Source organism: Christiangramia sp. 3-2217-3z (assembly GCF_051195275.1).
Taxonomy (GTDB): Bacteria; Bacteroidota; Bacteroidia; order Flavobacteriales; family Flavobacteriaceae; genus Christiangramia; species Christiangramia marina.
The window spans coordinates 350029-363682 of the sequence record NZ_JBNJLI010000004.1; the positions used below are offsets into that span (position 1 = coordinate 350029).

Annotated in this window: 14 protein-coding genes and 1 pseudogene; 4 read left to right on the top strand and 11 right to left on the bottom strand. The window is 34.1% G+C overall.

Going from position 1 to position 13654, the window contains the following annotated elements; genetic code table 11:
- Window positions 1–4: 4 nt before the first annotated feature.
- The 7 genes and pseudogenes from ACSHZO_RS09845 to ACSHZO_RS09875 all read right to left on the bottom strand — a co-directional run bounded on the left by ACSHZO_RS09845 (window position 5) and on the right by ACSHZO_RS09875 (window position 6762).
- Window positions 5–853 (bottom strand): DUF4138 domain-containing protein, encoded by an 849-nt coding sequence (locus tag ACSHZO_RS09845; RefSeq protein WP_298247282.1) that lies wholly within the window; start codon window positions 851–853, stop codon window positions 5–7.
- A 36-nt stretch (window positions 854–889) separates the two neighbouring features.
- On the bottom strand, window positions 890–1816 hold the full coding sequence (gene traM / locus ACSHZO_RS09850; RefSeq protein WP_298247259.1) for a conjugative transposon protein TraM: 927 nt from the start codon (window positions 1814–1816) through the stop codon (window positions 890–892).
- The gene (locus tag ACSHZO_RS09855; RefSeq protein WP_298247260.1) at window positions 1806–2420 is read right to left on the bottom strand and encodes a conjugal transfer protein TraK; all 615 of its coding nucleotides are present in this window, start codon (window positions 2418–2420) and stop codon (window positions 1806–1808) included. Before ACSHZO_RS09855 ends, traM begins: the two co-directional genes overlap by 11 nt.
- Window positions 2420–3209: pseudogene (locus tag ACSHZO_RS09860) on the bottom strand (hypothetical protein). The gene ACSHZO_RS09855 and the pseudogene ACSHZO_RS09860 overlap by 1 nt, the downstream one beginning before the upstream one ends.
- 6 nt (window positions 3210–3215) lie before the next feature.
- Window positions 3216–3797: a conjugal transfer protein gene (locus ACSHZO_RS09865; protein WP_298247261.1), complete on the bottom strand. Its 582-nt coding sequence runs from the start codon at window positions 3795–3797 to the stop codon at window positions 3216–3218.
- Between the two features lie 4 nt (window positions 3798–3801).
- Entirely contained in the window at window positions 3802–6204 is a 2403-nt protein-coding gene (locus ACSHZO_RS09870) for a TraG family conjugative transposon ATPase (RefSeq protein ID WP_298247262.1), read from the bottom strand.
- Between the two features lie 270 nt (window positions 6205–6474).
- Window positions 6475–6762: a hypothetical protein gene (locus ACSHZO_RS09875; RefSeq protein WP_298247264.1), complete on the bottom strand. Its 288-nt coding sequence runs from the start codon at window positions 6760–6762 to the stop codon at window positions 6475–6477.
- A 204-nt stretch (window positions 6763–6966) separates the two neighbouring features.
- On the opposite strand from ACSHZO_RS09875, the gene ACSHZO_RS09880 reads away from it, so the two are divergent.
- Window positions 6967–7599, top strand: coding sequence for an N-acetylmuramoyl-L-alanine amidase family protein (locus tag ACSHZO_RS09880; RefSeq protein WP_298247265.1), 633 nt, complete (start codon window positions 6967–6969; stop codon window positions 7597–7599).
- Window positions 7600–7767: 168 nt separating this feature from the next.
- On the top strand, window positions 7768–8883 hold the full coding sequence (locus tag ACSHZO_RS09885; protein WP_298247266.1) for a hypothetical protein: 1116 nt from the start codon (window positions 7768–7770) through the stop codon (window positions 8881–8883).
- Between the two features lie 8 nt (window positions 8884–8891).
- On the opposite strand, the gene ACSHZO_RS09890 is transcribed toward ACSHZO_RS09885, so the two are convergent.
- The 4 genes from ACSHZO_RS09890 to ACSHZO_RS09905 are packed head-to-tail and all read right to left on the bottom strand — an operon-like array spanning window position 8892 to window position 11259.
- Window positions 8892–9242 carry a DUF6527 family protein gene (locus ACSHZO_RS09890; RefSeq protein ID WP_298247267.1) on the bottom strand — a complete coding sequence of 117 codons (351 nt, stop codon included), beginning with the start codon at window positions 9240–9242 and terminating at the stop codon, window positions 8892–8894.
- Between the two features lie 3 nt (window positions 9243–9245).
- Window positions 9246–10631, bottom strand: coding sequence for a HesA/MoeB/ThiF family protein (locus tag ACSHZO_RS09895; RefSeq protein ID WP_298247268.1), 1386 nt, complete (start codon window positions 10629–10631; stop codon window positions 9246–9248).
- Window positions 10628–11011: an E2/UBC family protein gene (locus tag ACSHZO_RS09900; RefSeq protein ID WP_298247269.1), complete on the bottom strand. Its 384-nt coding sequence runs from the start codon at window positions 11009–11011 to the stop codon at window positions 10628–10630. Before ACSHZO_RS09900 ends, ACSHZO_RS09895 begins: the two co-directional genes overlap by 4 nt.
- Window positions 11011–11259, bottom strand: coding sequence for a multiubiquitin domain-containing protein (locus ACSHZO_RS09905; RefSeq protein WP_298247270.1), 249 nt, complete (start codon window positions 11257–11259; stop codon window positions 11011–11013). The genes ACSHZO_RS09900 and ACSHZO_RS09905 overlap by 1 nt, the downstream gene beginning before the upstream one ends.
- Window positions 11260–11355: 96 nt before the next feature.
- On the opposite strand from ACSHZO_RS09905, the gene ACSHZO_RS09910 reads away from it, so the two are divergent.
- Complete coding sequence (locus tag ACSHZO_RS09910; RefSeq protein WP_298247271.1) at window positions 11356–11952, top strand: LexA family protein; 597 nt, start codon at window positions 11356–11358, stop codon at window positions 11950–11952.
- 190 nt (window positions 11953–12142) lie between these two features.
- Window positions 12143–13222 (top strand): serine hydrolase domain-containing protein, encoded by a 1080-nt coding sequence (locus ACSHZO_RS09915; RefSeq protein WP_298247272.1) that lies wholly within the window; start codon window positions 12143–12145, stop codon window positions 13220–13222.
- The last annotated feature ends 432 nt before the right edge of the window (window positions 13223–13654 follow it).

Below are 13654 nucleotides of genomic sequence, written 5' to 3' on the forward strand. Positions count from 1 at the left end.
AGTACTAATTAGGATTATTAATGAAACGCTGTTTTATTTTCAATTTCAAATTCCGTTCGCCATTCTTTTCATTTAAATCAAGCATCACCAGTTTATCATCAGCAATCGAGAATTTTGGCATTACATATACAAAACGCGCGGTTTCCCCTACTCCAATCTTATTCGGCATATCATATTTAAATACCGGATCCATAATCAAACTTTGCGTGGATTTCTTTTTTCCATTTTTTCGGGTTTTTACCGAAACCTTTAAAAAATTGACTTCATAATCAATTGCCGATCTGTTTTGTATTTCTATCACAAAGTATAAATACTCTTTATGGAATACGATATTTTCAAGTTTTAAAATAACTTTTTCATTCCGCTTGCGAAGCTTTGCGGACGTTGCGCTTTTATTTAACAAATACGAACTAAACTTATCGAGATAAAGTCGGTCATTCAATGATGGTTTTATTTCAGCATTGAGAAGTAAATCAGTCTCGATTTTAACATTTTCAGAATCAACCACCACCCTGTTCACATTGCCGATACTCCCTGACTTTTCAATAAAATAATTAAGGTTTTGAAGCTCTTCGGAATACTTTACAATATACGAAAAAACAGCCCCCGAATTACTGATAACCAGCAAATTACTTTCTTTTCCTGGAGTTGCCTGAAGCAGTGCAAATGTCTGTTCTTTTTCCCTGTTATAGGTCAATACAAAATTATCGGAACCTGCAATTCCCTGTTGGATTGGCTCCGGAAAAAATAGCCCTACGTTCTTTGTATCGTTAGCAAAAATGGTGTCCAATTTGTAATTTTTAAATTCTACTTGGGCTTTAATCCGGGAAAAAGGAAAAGCCACGAGAAACATTGATAAAATGAATAAATTTTTCATGATTGAAGTGTGTTAATGAGCCTTTAAAATGATTTTATAGTTATTGGTGATAGTGACTTTAATATTCTTGTTATCTCTTTGGAATATGTCTTTAATGCCCGAAATCTGAGGTACTCCGGTTACATTGATATCTTCCACCACATCACTTATGACTTCCCTGGTGGCATCATTGCGGAAACTATTTTCAACATAGATTCCTTCACTGCCATCCTGAAGATCAAATGCTTTCAATTTCACTGGTTGATGTTGGATGTTTTCAATTTCAATTAGCGCCCTATTTGGCTTAAAACTGATAAACCCATAAATAAGGGTGTTTTTCTGAACAGGTTTAGCATTTATCATTGCATTTTCTATCAGGCGCATACGTAGTCTGGAATTAGTTTTAACCACCTGTTCGCCATCTACTTCTACATAGATATATGGATCTGTATTGATTGATGCTATCTCGGTTCTATTTTTCAAAGGTTGTGAAGAGAAAAATAACTGATGTTCCAGTCCAATTTCGTTAGTTTCCAGACTTTCCTTTATCTCTGGAACGATGGAATCGGTTAATTTTACTTCAGCTTTTTTTATCTGAGTACTTGGTCGTCGATAGCTGTTCTCGTTATAATTGATCCTGCCAGATTTATAGATACTGTCAACGATCCGCTCCTTTTCCTTGTTTTGAAGGTCTGGATCATAAAAGCCCAGGGAATCGATCAGTTTTTCATCATAAATACTTGGAGCATTGGTTTCCCTGACCTCCTTCAATGCATTAATGGCATCGAGTTTCGATTTGTATTGCTCCTGCTCTTCTTCCAGTTCCGGTACGTTGGTTTGTTTTAGCTGTTCAAATTCTTCAGAATCATCACCCAAAACCAAAACAGCATAGGAGACGATAAAAATAACTACAAACGCCAGTATACTCCCGATAACGACTTTATTTTTTTCAATTTTCATATTCAATCTTTTTTAAACTGTTTTCAAAATAATTGGTAATTAAAATTCCGTGTGTATTATTGGGGAAATTGCGATCCACCTGAATCAGATTACCGGTAGAGACGAGTTCATAGGTATCTACAATACTTCCCCGATTAATTTCAAAAATGGTGATGGTTTTAAATTGAAACGGCTCCTGTTCCAGGTCTAGTTCAGAGTTTATGCTCAACACATTTTGTACGAGGGAATATTGAAGTAAGCGGTTATAAACTCCATCGGCTTTCTTCTGTCGGTAAACATTGTCCACCGAACTATTCCCCAGCCAAAGTGCTTTCTCAAGATTCTTTTCGTAATTACTCGCATCGATATCATAAAAATATCCGTGAAATAATTCCAGGTGTGCCAGAGCTTCGACCTTAAGATTTTCCTTTTGGTCTACCCATTTTAGGGGAATCACTGCTCCATCTGTACTTACTGCAAATGCATTATTTAGAGCTTCACGGTGCATGTCATAAACCAGCCATCCAGAAAAAAGGCTGGTAACAACTGCTCCGCATACCACCGTAATTACTATTAGGCGGTTGATCTTTAGAACACTGAAAATATTGTGATAAGCTGTTTTCATTAGGCGGTAAATAGTTTGAAGGTGAATGATGTGGCACGGGTATAGAGTTTGAATTTCAGAAATACGATAAAAGCTATTGATCCGGCTTCTACAATAATTTTTATAATTCCGTTATCGGTTGATGACATTTACAAAAATATTTACCAGGAAGAATGCAGGAACGAGCATATAAACCGCGGCATACATCCTGAAAAAATTATAGGCCATACTTCGGAATTTCTCAAAAACGGCCAGGCTGATAACCAAGGGGAAAAAAGCCTGCATGATGCCAAGTAGGAAATAGCGTTCTGCTAGAAACAATGGATAAATAAAAAGATCTAAAACCCATAAAAACAATCCGATTATAAATGAGATCACTTTCACCGGATATAGTGGAGTTACCAAAGCTTCATATAACAAAGCCATGGCCTTTTTTGCTGCTTCTATAGCTCCTACATCCTGTTCGATATCTATATCCTGCAACTGAAGCGGTATAAGCGCAGGAGCAGTATCACGATAATTAGATTCAATTGCCACCAAAATACCATCAAAGACACCCAGCACCTGCGTTGAAAATATGACCAGTAAAACGACCACAAAATTTTTAGCGAGTTCTCCGGGACTCAATCCCCAGGTATAACCATCTCTGTCTGCAATTCCTTCATTGTATTTTTTTAGGATATTTACCAGGAAAAACATAACCCCGAGACTTTTCATCCCGGCAATGGTGTATTGCGAAAAATCACTGCTTTTGATCGTCTGAAAAACAGCATCCACATATTCCAGCCCTATTCCTAAAAAAACTCCCATAGCCTTTTAATAGTCAGTTTCCCTGTTGTTGATTTTATCCTGCATTTCCCGAAAGGAAATGATATCACGATAGCGTTGGGTCTTCTGGTTGATCTCGGCCACCATTTCTTTAGAATTCATTTCCTTTTCTTTAAGGATGGACGCTCTTTCAGCATCGGTCATTTTTAAATAATCGCTGGAGAGTATCTGGTCTATAAAATCCAGGTCTTCCAATGAGTTTTCAATAATTGAAGTAAAGGAGTCTGAAATACGGGTCACTTCTTCCGGTTTGATATACGGTGAATTCAGTATCTCCCTGAGATCATCCCGAACTATATCAAAAAGCCGATGGTTATTTTCGGCAATCTCCTGCACTGCTTTTAACTGCTTTACCACACTATTTACCTTCTCCAGATTCTCCTTTTGTTGTTTTAGGAAATTGACAGTTTTCAATAACTGTGAGGTTTGTTTGGCCGATTCTATAAGCGATTTTGCAAGGCTTATAAAATTGGTGTTGTCATAAACAGGCATTCCCTGGCTCGCAGCGCGTGCGGGCATGATTAAGGCAATTATTATTGCCAGCATTGCAATTTTGGTTTGATGATTCATAATTTTAGTTTTTTGATGTGAATTCAGTTATTGCTTTTTCCATATTGGAATGTTTTTCATAAAGCCTCATGATCTCCTCATTCTCCCAACCATCTGTGAGGTATGCTGCATATGCTTCTTTCGGTACTTCCAGGCGGAAAATATTGCTCTCTTTACCAATTTTTATAAATATTTCAGTGTAGATCCTCGGACCGACAAAGTTGTTTTTAATGGATTTCAGCTGATTTAAATCATGCATGGAAAGGTTCAGACGCTTTTTCAACTCATCATATCCCTTTTCATTTTGGAGGCTATAAATGACCTGAGTATTCTCCAGGATACTTGCTGAAGTGGAATTATTTGGAAGCTGATTGATGGATTGAAGGATGATCCCTATCGCACCATTCTGTTTGCGGATAGCCTGGTAATAAAACTCCACGCTTTCCAGGACATTTTCGAATTTTAATTGTTTAGCAAATTCATCAAAAAGGATAATTCCCTTTTCAGCACGGTTTCTCCAAATTGTCCTTTGTATAGCAGATTTAATCAATTTTAGCATTACGGAAAGGATCTCCTTGTTATCTTTTACTTCATCCAATTCAAAGACAATAAGCCTTTTATCTTCAATTTTATAGGTTAGATCTAATCCCTCTTTAAACAGAAAACTATATATTCCATTTCCTACATACTCAGACATGATGTGGAGGAAGTCGGTTATATTGAAATAATCCGGATGAACTTTTAATTGATCAAGTAGATCCTTTTTATTTCCTTCTATAAAGCGATAAAAGCTGCCCAACGAGTGTGGGATAGGAACATTCTGATAATAATGGAGTAGGATCTTTTTTGTGGAAACAGATTGCGCCTTAGTAACTTTTAAATCGGAAGCGAACAATTCAAAAAGAAAATCTGCAAGATCCTCCAGGCGCTGAGGAGTCAAATCTTTCAGGTTATTTATATAAAAAGGATTGATGCCTAAATTTGTTCCCTTTTTATAGCGTAGAATAGTATAACTGCCAGGGTATAATTTAGCAAATTTGGCATAAGAGCCTCCAAGATCAATGATCACCAGTCGAACCCCACTTTCAAAATACTGACGGAGGATATTATTGGCAAGAAAGGATTTGCCTTCTCCTGTTGGGGCAAAAATTGCAAAATTTCTTGCCTTGATCCGCTTCTTTTTCTCATCCCAGACATCTTTAAAAACCGGGATATTATACTCCCTGTCATTGAAAATAATTCCGGTGGAATCTGATTTATAATTTGTATTATTTATGAGCATACACAAGGCATGCTTTAAATCGGTGACATATAAATCTTCATTTGAAAAATTGGGAGAAAAGCAGAAATAGCTGTTCAGGAAATAATTCTTACGTTCTTCACCACCGGGATAATAAGGTATAATATCCAGTTCTTTGAATTCGGACTTAATCCTGGAAGTTATCCTTTGCAGCTTGCTAGCATCATCGGTCCAATAGATGATATTCAAATGCCCGCGGATAATCCTGGAACTATCATCATTATTGATCTGATCCTGTATATGCTGAATTTTCTGAAGAATCACTTTATTCTGAGATCCGAAATTGGAACTTTTGCTGAGCTCTTCTATTTTTTTGTCCAGCAGCTTTCTCCATTTTTGTTTATCGTCCAGATAAATGATCTGGTTTACAATATGGTTTTCATTTAAGGTCAGGCCTAAGCCGTCAATAAAGCCCTGGTGAAAAATAAAATCATCAGAGGTAAAATGCTCGTTTCTTTTGCTGCTTTGTACACTTTCTCCGAAACATAATTCACTGTTTACGGACAATAGATCAAAATAATTATCACCTATATTAATGCCGGACTTATCAAGTAATATATCGGTATCACAAGCTTCATTGAAGCCATTGAAATAGGATTCACTAAAGCTTTTAATTTTATCTGCGGCAAGAGGAACTAAACTGACTTTACGGCTATTATTGATGTATGAAACCGAATCTGAAACCGTACTTATGAAGTCCCGGATGTTCACCTCCAGTGTCTCAGGAATCGCTTTTGAAACATTTCTAAAAGGGTTTTTATATTTCGCATTGTTTAAGGATTTGTTTTTGGTCAATACGAAAAACAAATAGCTTTGGTGTTCTATATACTCCCGCCCTTTAAAATGGTCGTGGGTAGCCTTTTCCAAAAAAGTTTTATCAGGCAACTTTACTGAAGAATACTCCTGCTTCAAATAAACATCCTGTTTGTGAATAACACAGGATGCAGGTAGCGATTTAAATGCCTGAAAAAAAGTGCTATGCAGTTCATCAAAATCCTTTTCTGATAATGAATAGATTTCGGGAAGCATAGCCTGATAGCAAAGAATAAGATTCCCATTGCTTGCAAATACCAAATTGTCCTGAATATCAGAGATCGGTGAATAAGATGTGAGGTTAATTTTCTTCATAATTTAAAAGACTTGATTTCTTATTGCTTATAATATTTGGAAAGACACTTGAGAATTGAAAGGGCCGTGGATTGTTTGAGATTCTGGTCAGGATTATATAGAGGCAGGTATTGCAAATAAAAACCCCAATAATCATTGTTAAGCTGAAGGAGAAAATAATCACCATGAGTGAACCTACTACACATATCATCATCAATGCGAACATGGTAATGGGGAGTCCCCAAATCATGGCCCTTTTTCTAATATTCCTATATACCTCGAACTGTTTCATTATACAACGATGCTAATTAGGTAAGTGAAAATTCCTACCACCGCTCCAGCGATGAGTACAAAAACCAGCACACGGGTAATTCCCTTTTTCAAATCGGCATTTTCACCAAAAAAATGCCCCGCATTGAAGAGAAATCCCACCAGAAAAATCACTCCAAGAATGATTGGAAAAATGGTTCTAATAGTGTCGGAAATGTCTGCGACAGAATTTTCTATTCCACCTATCTGTGCGAAAAGAGGAATAGAAAAAAGAGACAAAAAAAGCGTAGCGTAAATAGATCTTTTCATGATGTTTCGTTTTTTGACTGTTTATTAAAACAGGTTATTGATGACTACTTGATGAATGAATTTTTATCGAATCTATTATGAAACTGGAGGGCTCGTTTTAAATGTTCAAATTTTAACTTGAGTTGGTGTTAAACTTTGAAATATTCTCATTAAAACTTTTGATTGTCTGAGTTTTGAATAATCAAATCTGAAATTATGGGACTCATGCAATCAATTTTATTGATCATTTTCATGGCAGGTTTTATCCTTACGCACCAGTATATTTCTGCGCAATTAAAAAGGAATGATAAAATAAATATTGTCATCGATCCCGGACATGGAGGCAGGGATTCCGGAGCTATAGGAATAAACGGTATACAAGAAAAAGAGGTCGTGCTGAAATTAGCGCTGTACCTGCAAAAGCTGAATCAAGAAGTTTTCCAGAATAAATTTGAAATTTATCTAACTCGCTATTCAGACACTTTAATTTATTTAGGTGACAGATCTAAAAGTGCCAGATCACTTAAAGCCGATCTATTCATTTCCCTGCATTGCAACCACTCCCCTGCTCCAGGTTCGAGAGGAATTGAAGTATATGTTTCCGGTAGGAACAGTGCTAATCGAAACGAATCCACATACTTAGCATACCGAATAGAAAAATCAATCGCTCAAAGTACTGGCATAAGGAGTCGCGGAGTAAAATTTTCAGATTTTCAGGTTCTTCGGGAAACTATGGACATTTCCCCTTCTGTATTGATAGAGTTGGGGTTTTTGAGCAATCTGGACGAAGCAGGTTATTTGAAAGATACTAGGAATTTTAAGGTTTTAGGTTTGGCAATATTAAGCGTTATAGACTAAGTAGACCTGTGTTAATCCAGGAGCAAACCCGGATAAAAATGTATAATTGAAAGGATATGACGAGCTGGGTTTAATAGCAAAAACATGATACCAATTTATAAGTATTAGAACTAATTTCTTCAATAATAAAATTAATTTAGCTCAATAAGATTGAATCTAATTTTTGACATGAAAAGTAATTTCTCGGAAAGACTAAACTCCACCATCTTAATAACCACAATAATTTTTTCTATAAATGCCCATGCTCAAAGTAAAGACACAAATAAATCAAACGAAATTGAAATTTTAAGGGAAGAAATCTCTCAACAAAATAGATTAACCCAAGAAAAGTTCGAAGAGATTAAAATGGAAAATATAGCTTTAAGAAAAGAACTTGAAGGAAACGGAGATTCAATTAAAATTTTGTTATCGAAAATAAATAGTGATCAACAAAAATTAGAATTTGAAAAATCGATTGAAACAGGTGAAGCTCTAATTAAAAAACAAAATTATCTTTTAAGTGGTTTCAGCACCTATTACACTTACTTAACGATACTTATCGGATTACTCACTTTAGGTCTCCCTTTGTTGGTATGGATATTTGGTATCAGACCTGCTCGGCAAGCACTGAAAAAGGCTAAGAAGAAGTTTAATGCTCATTTAAAAGAATATAGAATTGAACAGATAAATGAATCAATAGAAAACTTAAAATCTGGGAATAGTGAAATTGTAGATTCTTCTGTTAATTTTATAATCTCATTAATACCTTCTTATAAATTCAGAGAAAATCAATTGTATAAAATGTACATGATTTCAAAATATGAAAATATAAGTGTAAATACTCGAGAAAACCTTTCATTTATTTTGATGAATCACAACTATCCTTTTTGCAAGGATTATTTTTTCTCCATAATTAGAGACAATTCAGAAAGTATTGACACTACACAATTAAAAAATTATTCATTTAATTATTTAATGAAGTTTCATAAAAATCAAACTTATTTACTAAACATGCTAAAGGAGTTAATTATAAATGATATTAATTCAAATAAAGAATACAATTATATAACAATACTCGGATGGTGTATTCCTGACCACACGGAAATTTTTTGGAAGTTACTTAGTTTTAAGCCATTGGTTGAGGAGTTCAACTCCACCGAAATTAATTCTATTTTGGAAGCTTTTAGAGATAGATCCGATATTATCTCTCTTGAATCTTCAGAACAGACGAGCGAGAAAGAAAAGTTAAAGCATTATAATAAAAAACTTAATCAAACCTTAGTTGGGCAAAAAAATAAGAATTAATAAAATCTTTATGAAACCGCCCATTTTATAGAGCCATTTGAAAGCCAGAAATGGCTTTTACAACCGTCTAATTTATCTACCGATGGAAATAAAGTAATTCTTTCGTATTTATCAATTTTAATTTTCCAAGAAGGGTTCATATTCTCTGACAATGATAACATTATAATATCGCCACAATTATCAGGACATTTGAAATAAGCCCATTTAACGTAATCCTTACCTCCGACTATATAAATCCTATCTTTTCTTATACTTTCTGGCTTAGGATTATCATCAATAAATATCGTCCTATATCGAAACTTCTTAAATTTCCACATTAGAAAATTTCTAATTTTTTGAAAGATATTTAAATTTTTCATTTCTTAAAGAGCCATATCTAAAAATGGATTCATATCTCCTCTACCCCAATAATAGCTATCTCCACAAATCCTACATTCATTGTGTTTTATATTTGAGGGTTTTAGTTCCATCCCGCGATGAAAAAATATTATTCTATGCGCTGCTTTACCGTTAACATTGAAATTCTGCATACGATTTAAAAACTCGTTAATAGCTACGGAGGCAACTTGAGTAGTAAATGTAACTACTGATGGCGCAGGATTACCTTCTCCCAAAACATAGGCTTCTTCTTTCAAACTCTCATATCTATCTGGAGAGTTTCTTTTTAAATTTTCGGAGTATGCGAGATCTGTATTAATTACACCCTTGGTTAACAAGCAATCACTTCCTGGAAATAAGTATGAAATACGTCCTTGAAGATCTTGAATTTCAGGAGGATCGTTTTTAACAGAAATTACCAAACCCATATCAATTACCGGCGTTAAGTAGAAATAAGCAAATCTATTTAATAATATCCTACCAGCATTGTCATCAGTACAACCAAAAATTATATCACTTGACTTTAGAAGTTCAATGCTTTTATTGGTCGATACCCAATCTGAATGAGCATTCACAATCGTTTTTAAACCGATAATATCTATACTATTTTTTAAAACCTCAACCTTATTCTTTCCTACATCCTTAATAGTTGCTCCATGCAATCGGTTTAAATTAGATTCTTCAACTGTATCCTTATCAATTATATTGATTGCCCCAACTCCCAACCTAGCAAGCATTAAGGCAGTAGCAGAACCAGTAGCACCGGCTCCCACGACTGTAAATGTTAACTTTGATAAATCTTGAACCAAAGCTTTACCGAACGCCAACTGTTGTCGATTAAAAGATTCGGGAGTGTCGTAATTCCTTAGACGATTGGGATACCAAAGTTTAATATTCTCACCTATTACCTTAATAATATCAAATGATTGAGTTTCAAGATTTGATTTCCATACTCTTCCTATAAGTGATCCATCAGGCATTAAGATTAAACTTCCGTGTGGTCTTTCACCTCCATTTCGATTAAAAGCTAATTGAAATAATTCATATTCACCTTTATCATCAGTACTAGAAAATTGATTGAAACCACTAGGGTGATTATGAATTAATACTACAGCAAAACCTTTTGATTCAGCTTTTTTTAGAATTTTAATAAAATGATTATTATCCCAAGAAACTAAAGAAGCTTCAGATTTTAAAAGTTGATCGTCATTTAATAATTCAACTTCCTTAGTTAAAAAATTTTCTAATTTGTTGTCGACATGTGCTCTTCCACATATCAAAAAACCAACTCTTTCTTTACCATCAGATCTTAATAAATGATTCTTCAATTGATCATATAAGTCTTCTTTAATTGTAATTGAATATTTCATCTAGCTACTGATAATGCTGTTTTTACTTTTTTTAAATATGTATGAATACCATCAATTCCAGATCTCCATTCGTTTGCAGGATAATGTCTAGACCATCTTTGCCATGTCTTACCCTCGAAAGTAATTGTAGCCTGAGTTTGACGGGCGGGTCTATTTGAAGGTTTAAGAAGAATTGGCGGATTAAAATACCACATATCAGGTCTTGCATCAGGGTAACCTTGAGGTATTAAAATTAATAAGTCTGATCTTTCGTGATTATATTTCCCAGAAGGAAGCATATAATTTTTAATAATTAATCCATTCCTATTTCCCTCAACAATTTCTTCAAATTGATATCCTTTGGAAATCAAATATTCTCGATCAAACTCTGGTAAAAACATTATCCTTCAGTTGTAGTTTTAGCTCCTGTAAAAAAGTGCTCTCTTCCTTTATCAGATAAATCAATTTTCTCATTATTTTCAATTTCAATATCATCACCTGGACCGTTAACCTTTAACCATACTCCATAGTTTGCAGGGGCACTTACCAAAACTTTGATCTCGGAGCCAGTTATAAATTTATTTTCGACCTCAAATGGTTTCTGATCAACCATGATTTTAAACTTTTCTGTTTTTTCGGGTTGTGACATAATTTTTATTTTAACATTGAAAGCAAATATAACAATTATAGAACAAAATTTAGAACAAATAAAAAAGTTTCATTAATTTTGTAAAAATGATATGAAATGAAACTCCATGAAACCCAAAGGTCACTTTTAAAATTGCTACAAAGCAATATCTTAGACCCTTTGACAATTAGAGAGTTGCAAGATGAATTGGGTGTATCCTCACCTAGCGTTGTGCATCACCACATAACACAGCTAGAAAAAAAAGGGCTTTTGAAAAGAAATCCAAGTAACCCCAAAGATTATCAATTATTAGATGAACCAGAAAAGCCAGTTGCATATTTAAATTTATATGGCATGGCCCAATGCGGTCCCAATGGAACATTATTAGATGGAAATCCAATTGATCGCATACCAATAAGTTCTAAGTTAATAAACTTCTCTACTGATGAAGCCTTCTTAGTTCAGGCTAAAGGCGATTCAATGAAACCAAAAATAAAGAGTGGTGATTTAATTATTGCTAAAAAAGTGAATATCGCCGAAGATGGAGATATTATTGTTTGTGTATATAATGAAGTTGTGTTGATAAAAAAATTTTATTTAAATGATGGTCATATAATCCTACATTCAATTAATAAATCGTACTCCCCAATTTTAGCCAATTCTCATCAAGTTTTGATTCAAGGAATTGTAAAGGGCATTATTAATTATAATTAAATCAATAAATTAACTTCATTCTTGTTACTTGCTACTAAACCCAACAGCGGTTCATCTCAAATTCCGGGTTTTATGAAAAAGAACTAAATTGGGTTCCTAATAAACCGAAACTAAGCCGACAAATCCGCGTCCATAATGCTGCAAAATACGAACCGTAACCTTCGTAGACAATTTTAAAAACCAAATTTCAATGAAAGTCAAAATTCTACTCCTACTTACATTCATATTTAATCTATCTCATTCTCAATCTACAAATTCTCAAATTAAAAAGTATTTAGACAACATTGATGGTTCAGAGTTTTCAGGAGTAGTTTTGGTAGCTGAAAAGGATGAAATAATTGATAAAAGAGCTTACGGACTTTCAAGTATAGAATACGATGTAGAAAATAAAATTGATACTAAATTTAATATAGCTTCAATTACAAAAATGTTTACAGCTGTTGCAGCTTTACAACTTTATGAGCAAGATAAATTAGATCTTAAACAACCAATAGGAATATATTTACCAGATTATCCAAACGAAACCGTTCGGAACTCAGTAACAGTTCATCAACTATTAACACATACATCTGGACTCAACAACTTTTTCGTTACTGATTTAGATAAAATTAAAAATTCAGATTATCAAAAAATTTCGGATTTTGTACCACTGTTTGTAAATGATACACTACTATCTAAACCAGGAACAAAATATGACTATAGCGGAACTGGTTTCGTGGTTCTAGGTTTAATAATTGAAAAAGTTTCCGGAGAAAGTTATTACGAGTATATAAGAAAGAATATTCTTGAACCATCAAATATGATGGAAACATCAGAAATTCAGGTTGATTCTATAGTAAAAAATAAAGCAAGTGGATATACCTCGGGATTTGGTCAGAATGATAATCTAAAAAAGAATGAGTATTACTTATCTAAAGCATCTCCAGCTGGATTTTATTATTCTACAGTAGAAGATTTATTTAAGTTTTCAAAAGCTTTGAGAAACCACAAATTATTGAACAAGGAAACAACGGATTTGATGTTGGAGCCCAAAGTAAAAGGATATAATACACATTTAGGATATGGAATTGACATCGATAATAGATATAATCAAACTATAATTGGCCACAGCGGTGGATGGTTTGGAATTCACGGTGAGCTAATGGATTTTATGGATGATAATTACACCATAGTTATTTTATCAAATATCGATGATGGAGGAAAAACAGGTGCATCAAAAGTTGCTGACTACTTCAAAAGTTTACTAGCAGGTAAAGAATTAGATAATTAAATAATAAGCAGTACAAAAAACAGTGTACAATAACTAAGAGTTCGTGTGGCCGTTACGGCTCAATATGAGGGCTATTTAAGAGACTCGGCTCCGATAGCCATAGGAAATACAGATTTGCTTCTATAGGAATTAATTTATTTTTAGAGAGAATTTTTAAAGATCATATTTCTATCTCCACCCAAATCGCAGGATGCTCACTGGCGGCCTGGTTTTTCTGTTGCATATTAGGATAAATAGACCATATTGGCCGCTTTTCAGGCCATACTCCTCTCCTATTTAGTCCACATTTTTTCACTCTTGCGAAAAGTTCCGGTGACAATAACAGATAATCCTTTTGTTTAATATTTACTCCTTTTGAAGACTTACCCGTTTTCGGACAGCTCTAAATTACACAATTTTTCTTTTTTCATTGGGTCTAGACCCAATGAAAAT

Coding starts and splice junctions, on each gene's coding strand:
- ACSHZO_RS09875 (WP_298247264.1), bottom strand. CDS start 6,762: ATGAAAAGATCTATTTACGCTACGCTTTTTTTGTCTCTTTTTTCTATT.
- ACSHZO_RS09895 (WP_298247268.1), bottom strand. CDS start 10,631: ATGAAATATTCAATTACAATTAAAGAAGACTTATATGATCAATTGAAG.
- ACSHZO_RS09890 (WP_298247267.1), bottom strand. CDS start 9,242: ATGAAAAATTTAAATATCTTTCAAAAAATTAGAAATTTTCTAATGTGG.
- ACSHZO_RS09865 (WP_298247261.1), bottom strand. CDS start 3,797: ATGAATCATCAAACCAAAATTGCAATGCTGGCAATAATAATTGCCTTA.
- ACSHZO_RS09880 (WP_298247265.1), top strand. CDS start 6,967: ATGCAATCAATTTTATTGATCATTTTCATGGCAGGTTTTATCCTTACG.
- ACSHZO_RS09900 (WP_298247269.1), bottom strand. CDS start 11,011: ATGTTTTTACCAGAGTTTGATCGAGAATATTTGATTTCCAAAGGATAT.
- ACSHZO_RS09870 (WP_298247262.1), bottom strand. CDS start 6,204: ATGAAGAAAATTAACCTCACATCTTATTCACCGATCTCTGATATTCAG.
- ACSHZO_RS09905 (WP_298247270.1), bottom strand. CDS start 11,259: ATGTCACAACCCGAAAAAACAGAAAAGTTTAAAATCATGGTTGATCAG.
- ACSHZO_RS09885 (WP_298247266.1), top strand. CDS start 7,768: ATGAAAAGTAATTTCTCGGAAAGACTAAACTCCACCATCTTAATAACC.
- ACSHZO_RS09915 (WP_298247272.1), top strand. CDS start 12,143: ATGAAAGTCAAAATTCTACTCCTACTTACATTCATATTTAATCTATCT.
- ACSHZO_RS09910 (WP_298247271.1), top strand. CDS start 11,356: ATGAAACTCCATGAAACCCAAAGGTCACTTTTAAAATTGCTACAAAGC.
- ACSHZO_RS09855 (WP_298247260.1), bottom strand. CDS start 2,420: ATGAAAACAGCTTATCACAATATTTTCAGTGTTCTAAAGATCAACCGC.
- traM (WP_298247259.1), bottom strand. CDS start 1,816: ATGAAAATTGAAAAAAATAAAGTCGTTATCGGGAGTATACTGGCGTTT.
- ACSHZO_RS09845 (WP_298247282.1), bottom strand. CDS start 853: ATGTTTCTCGTGGCTTTTCCTTTTTCCCGGATTAAAGCCCAAGTAGAA.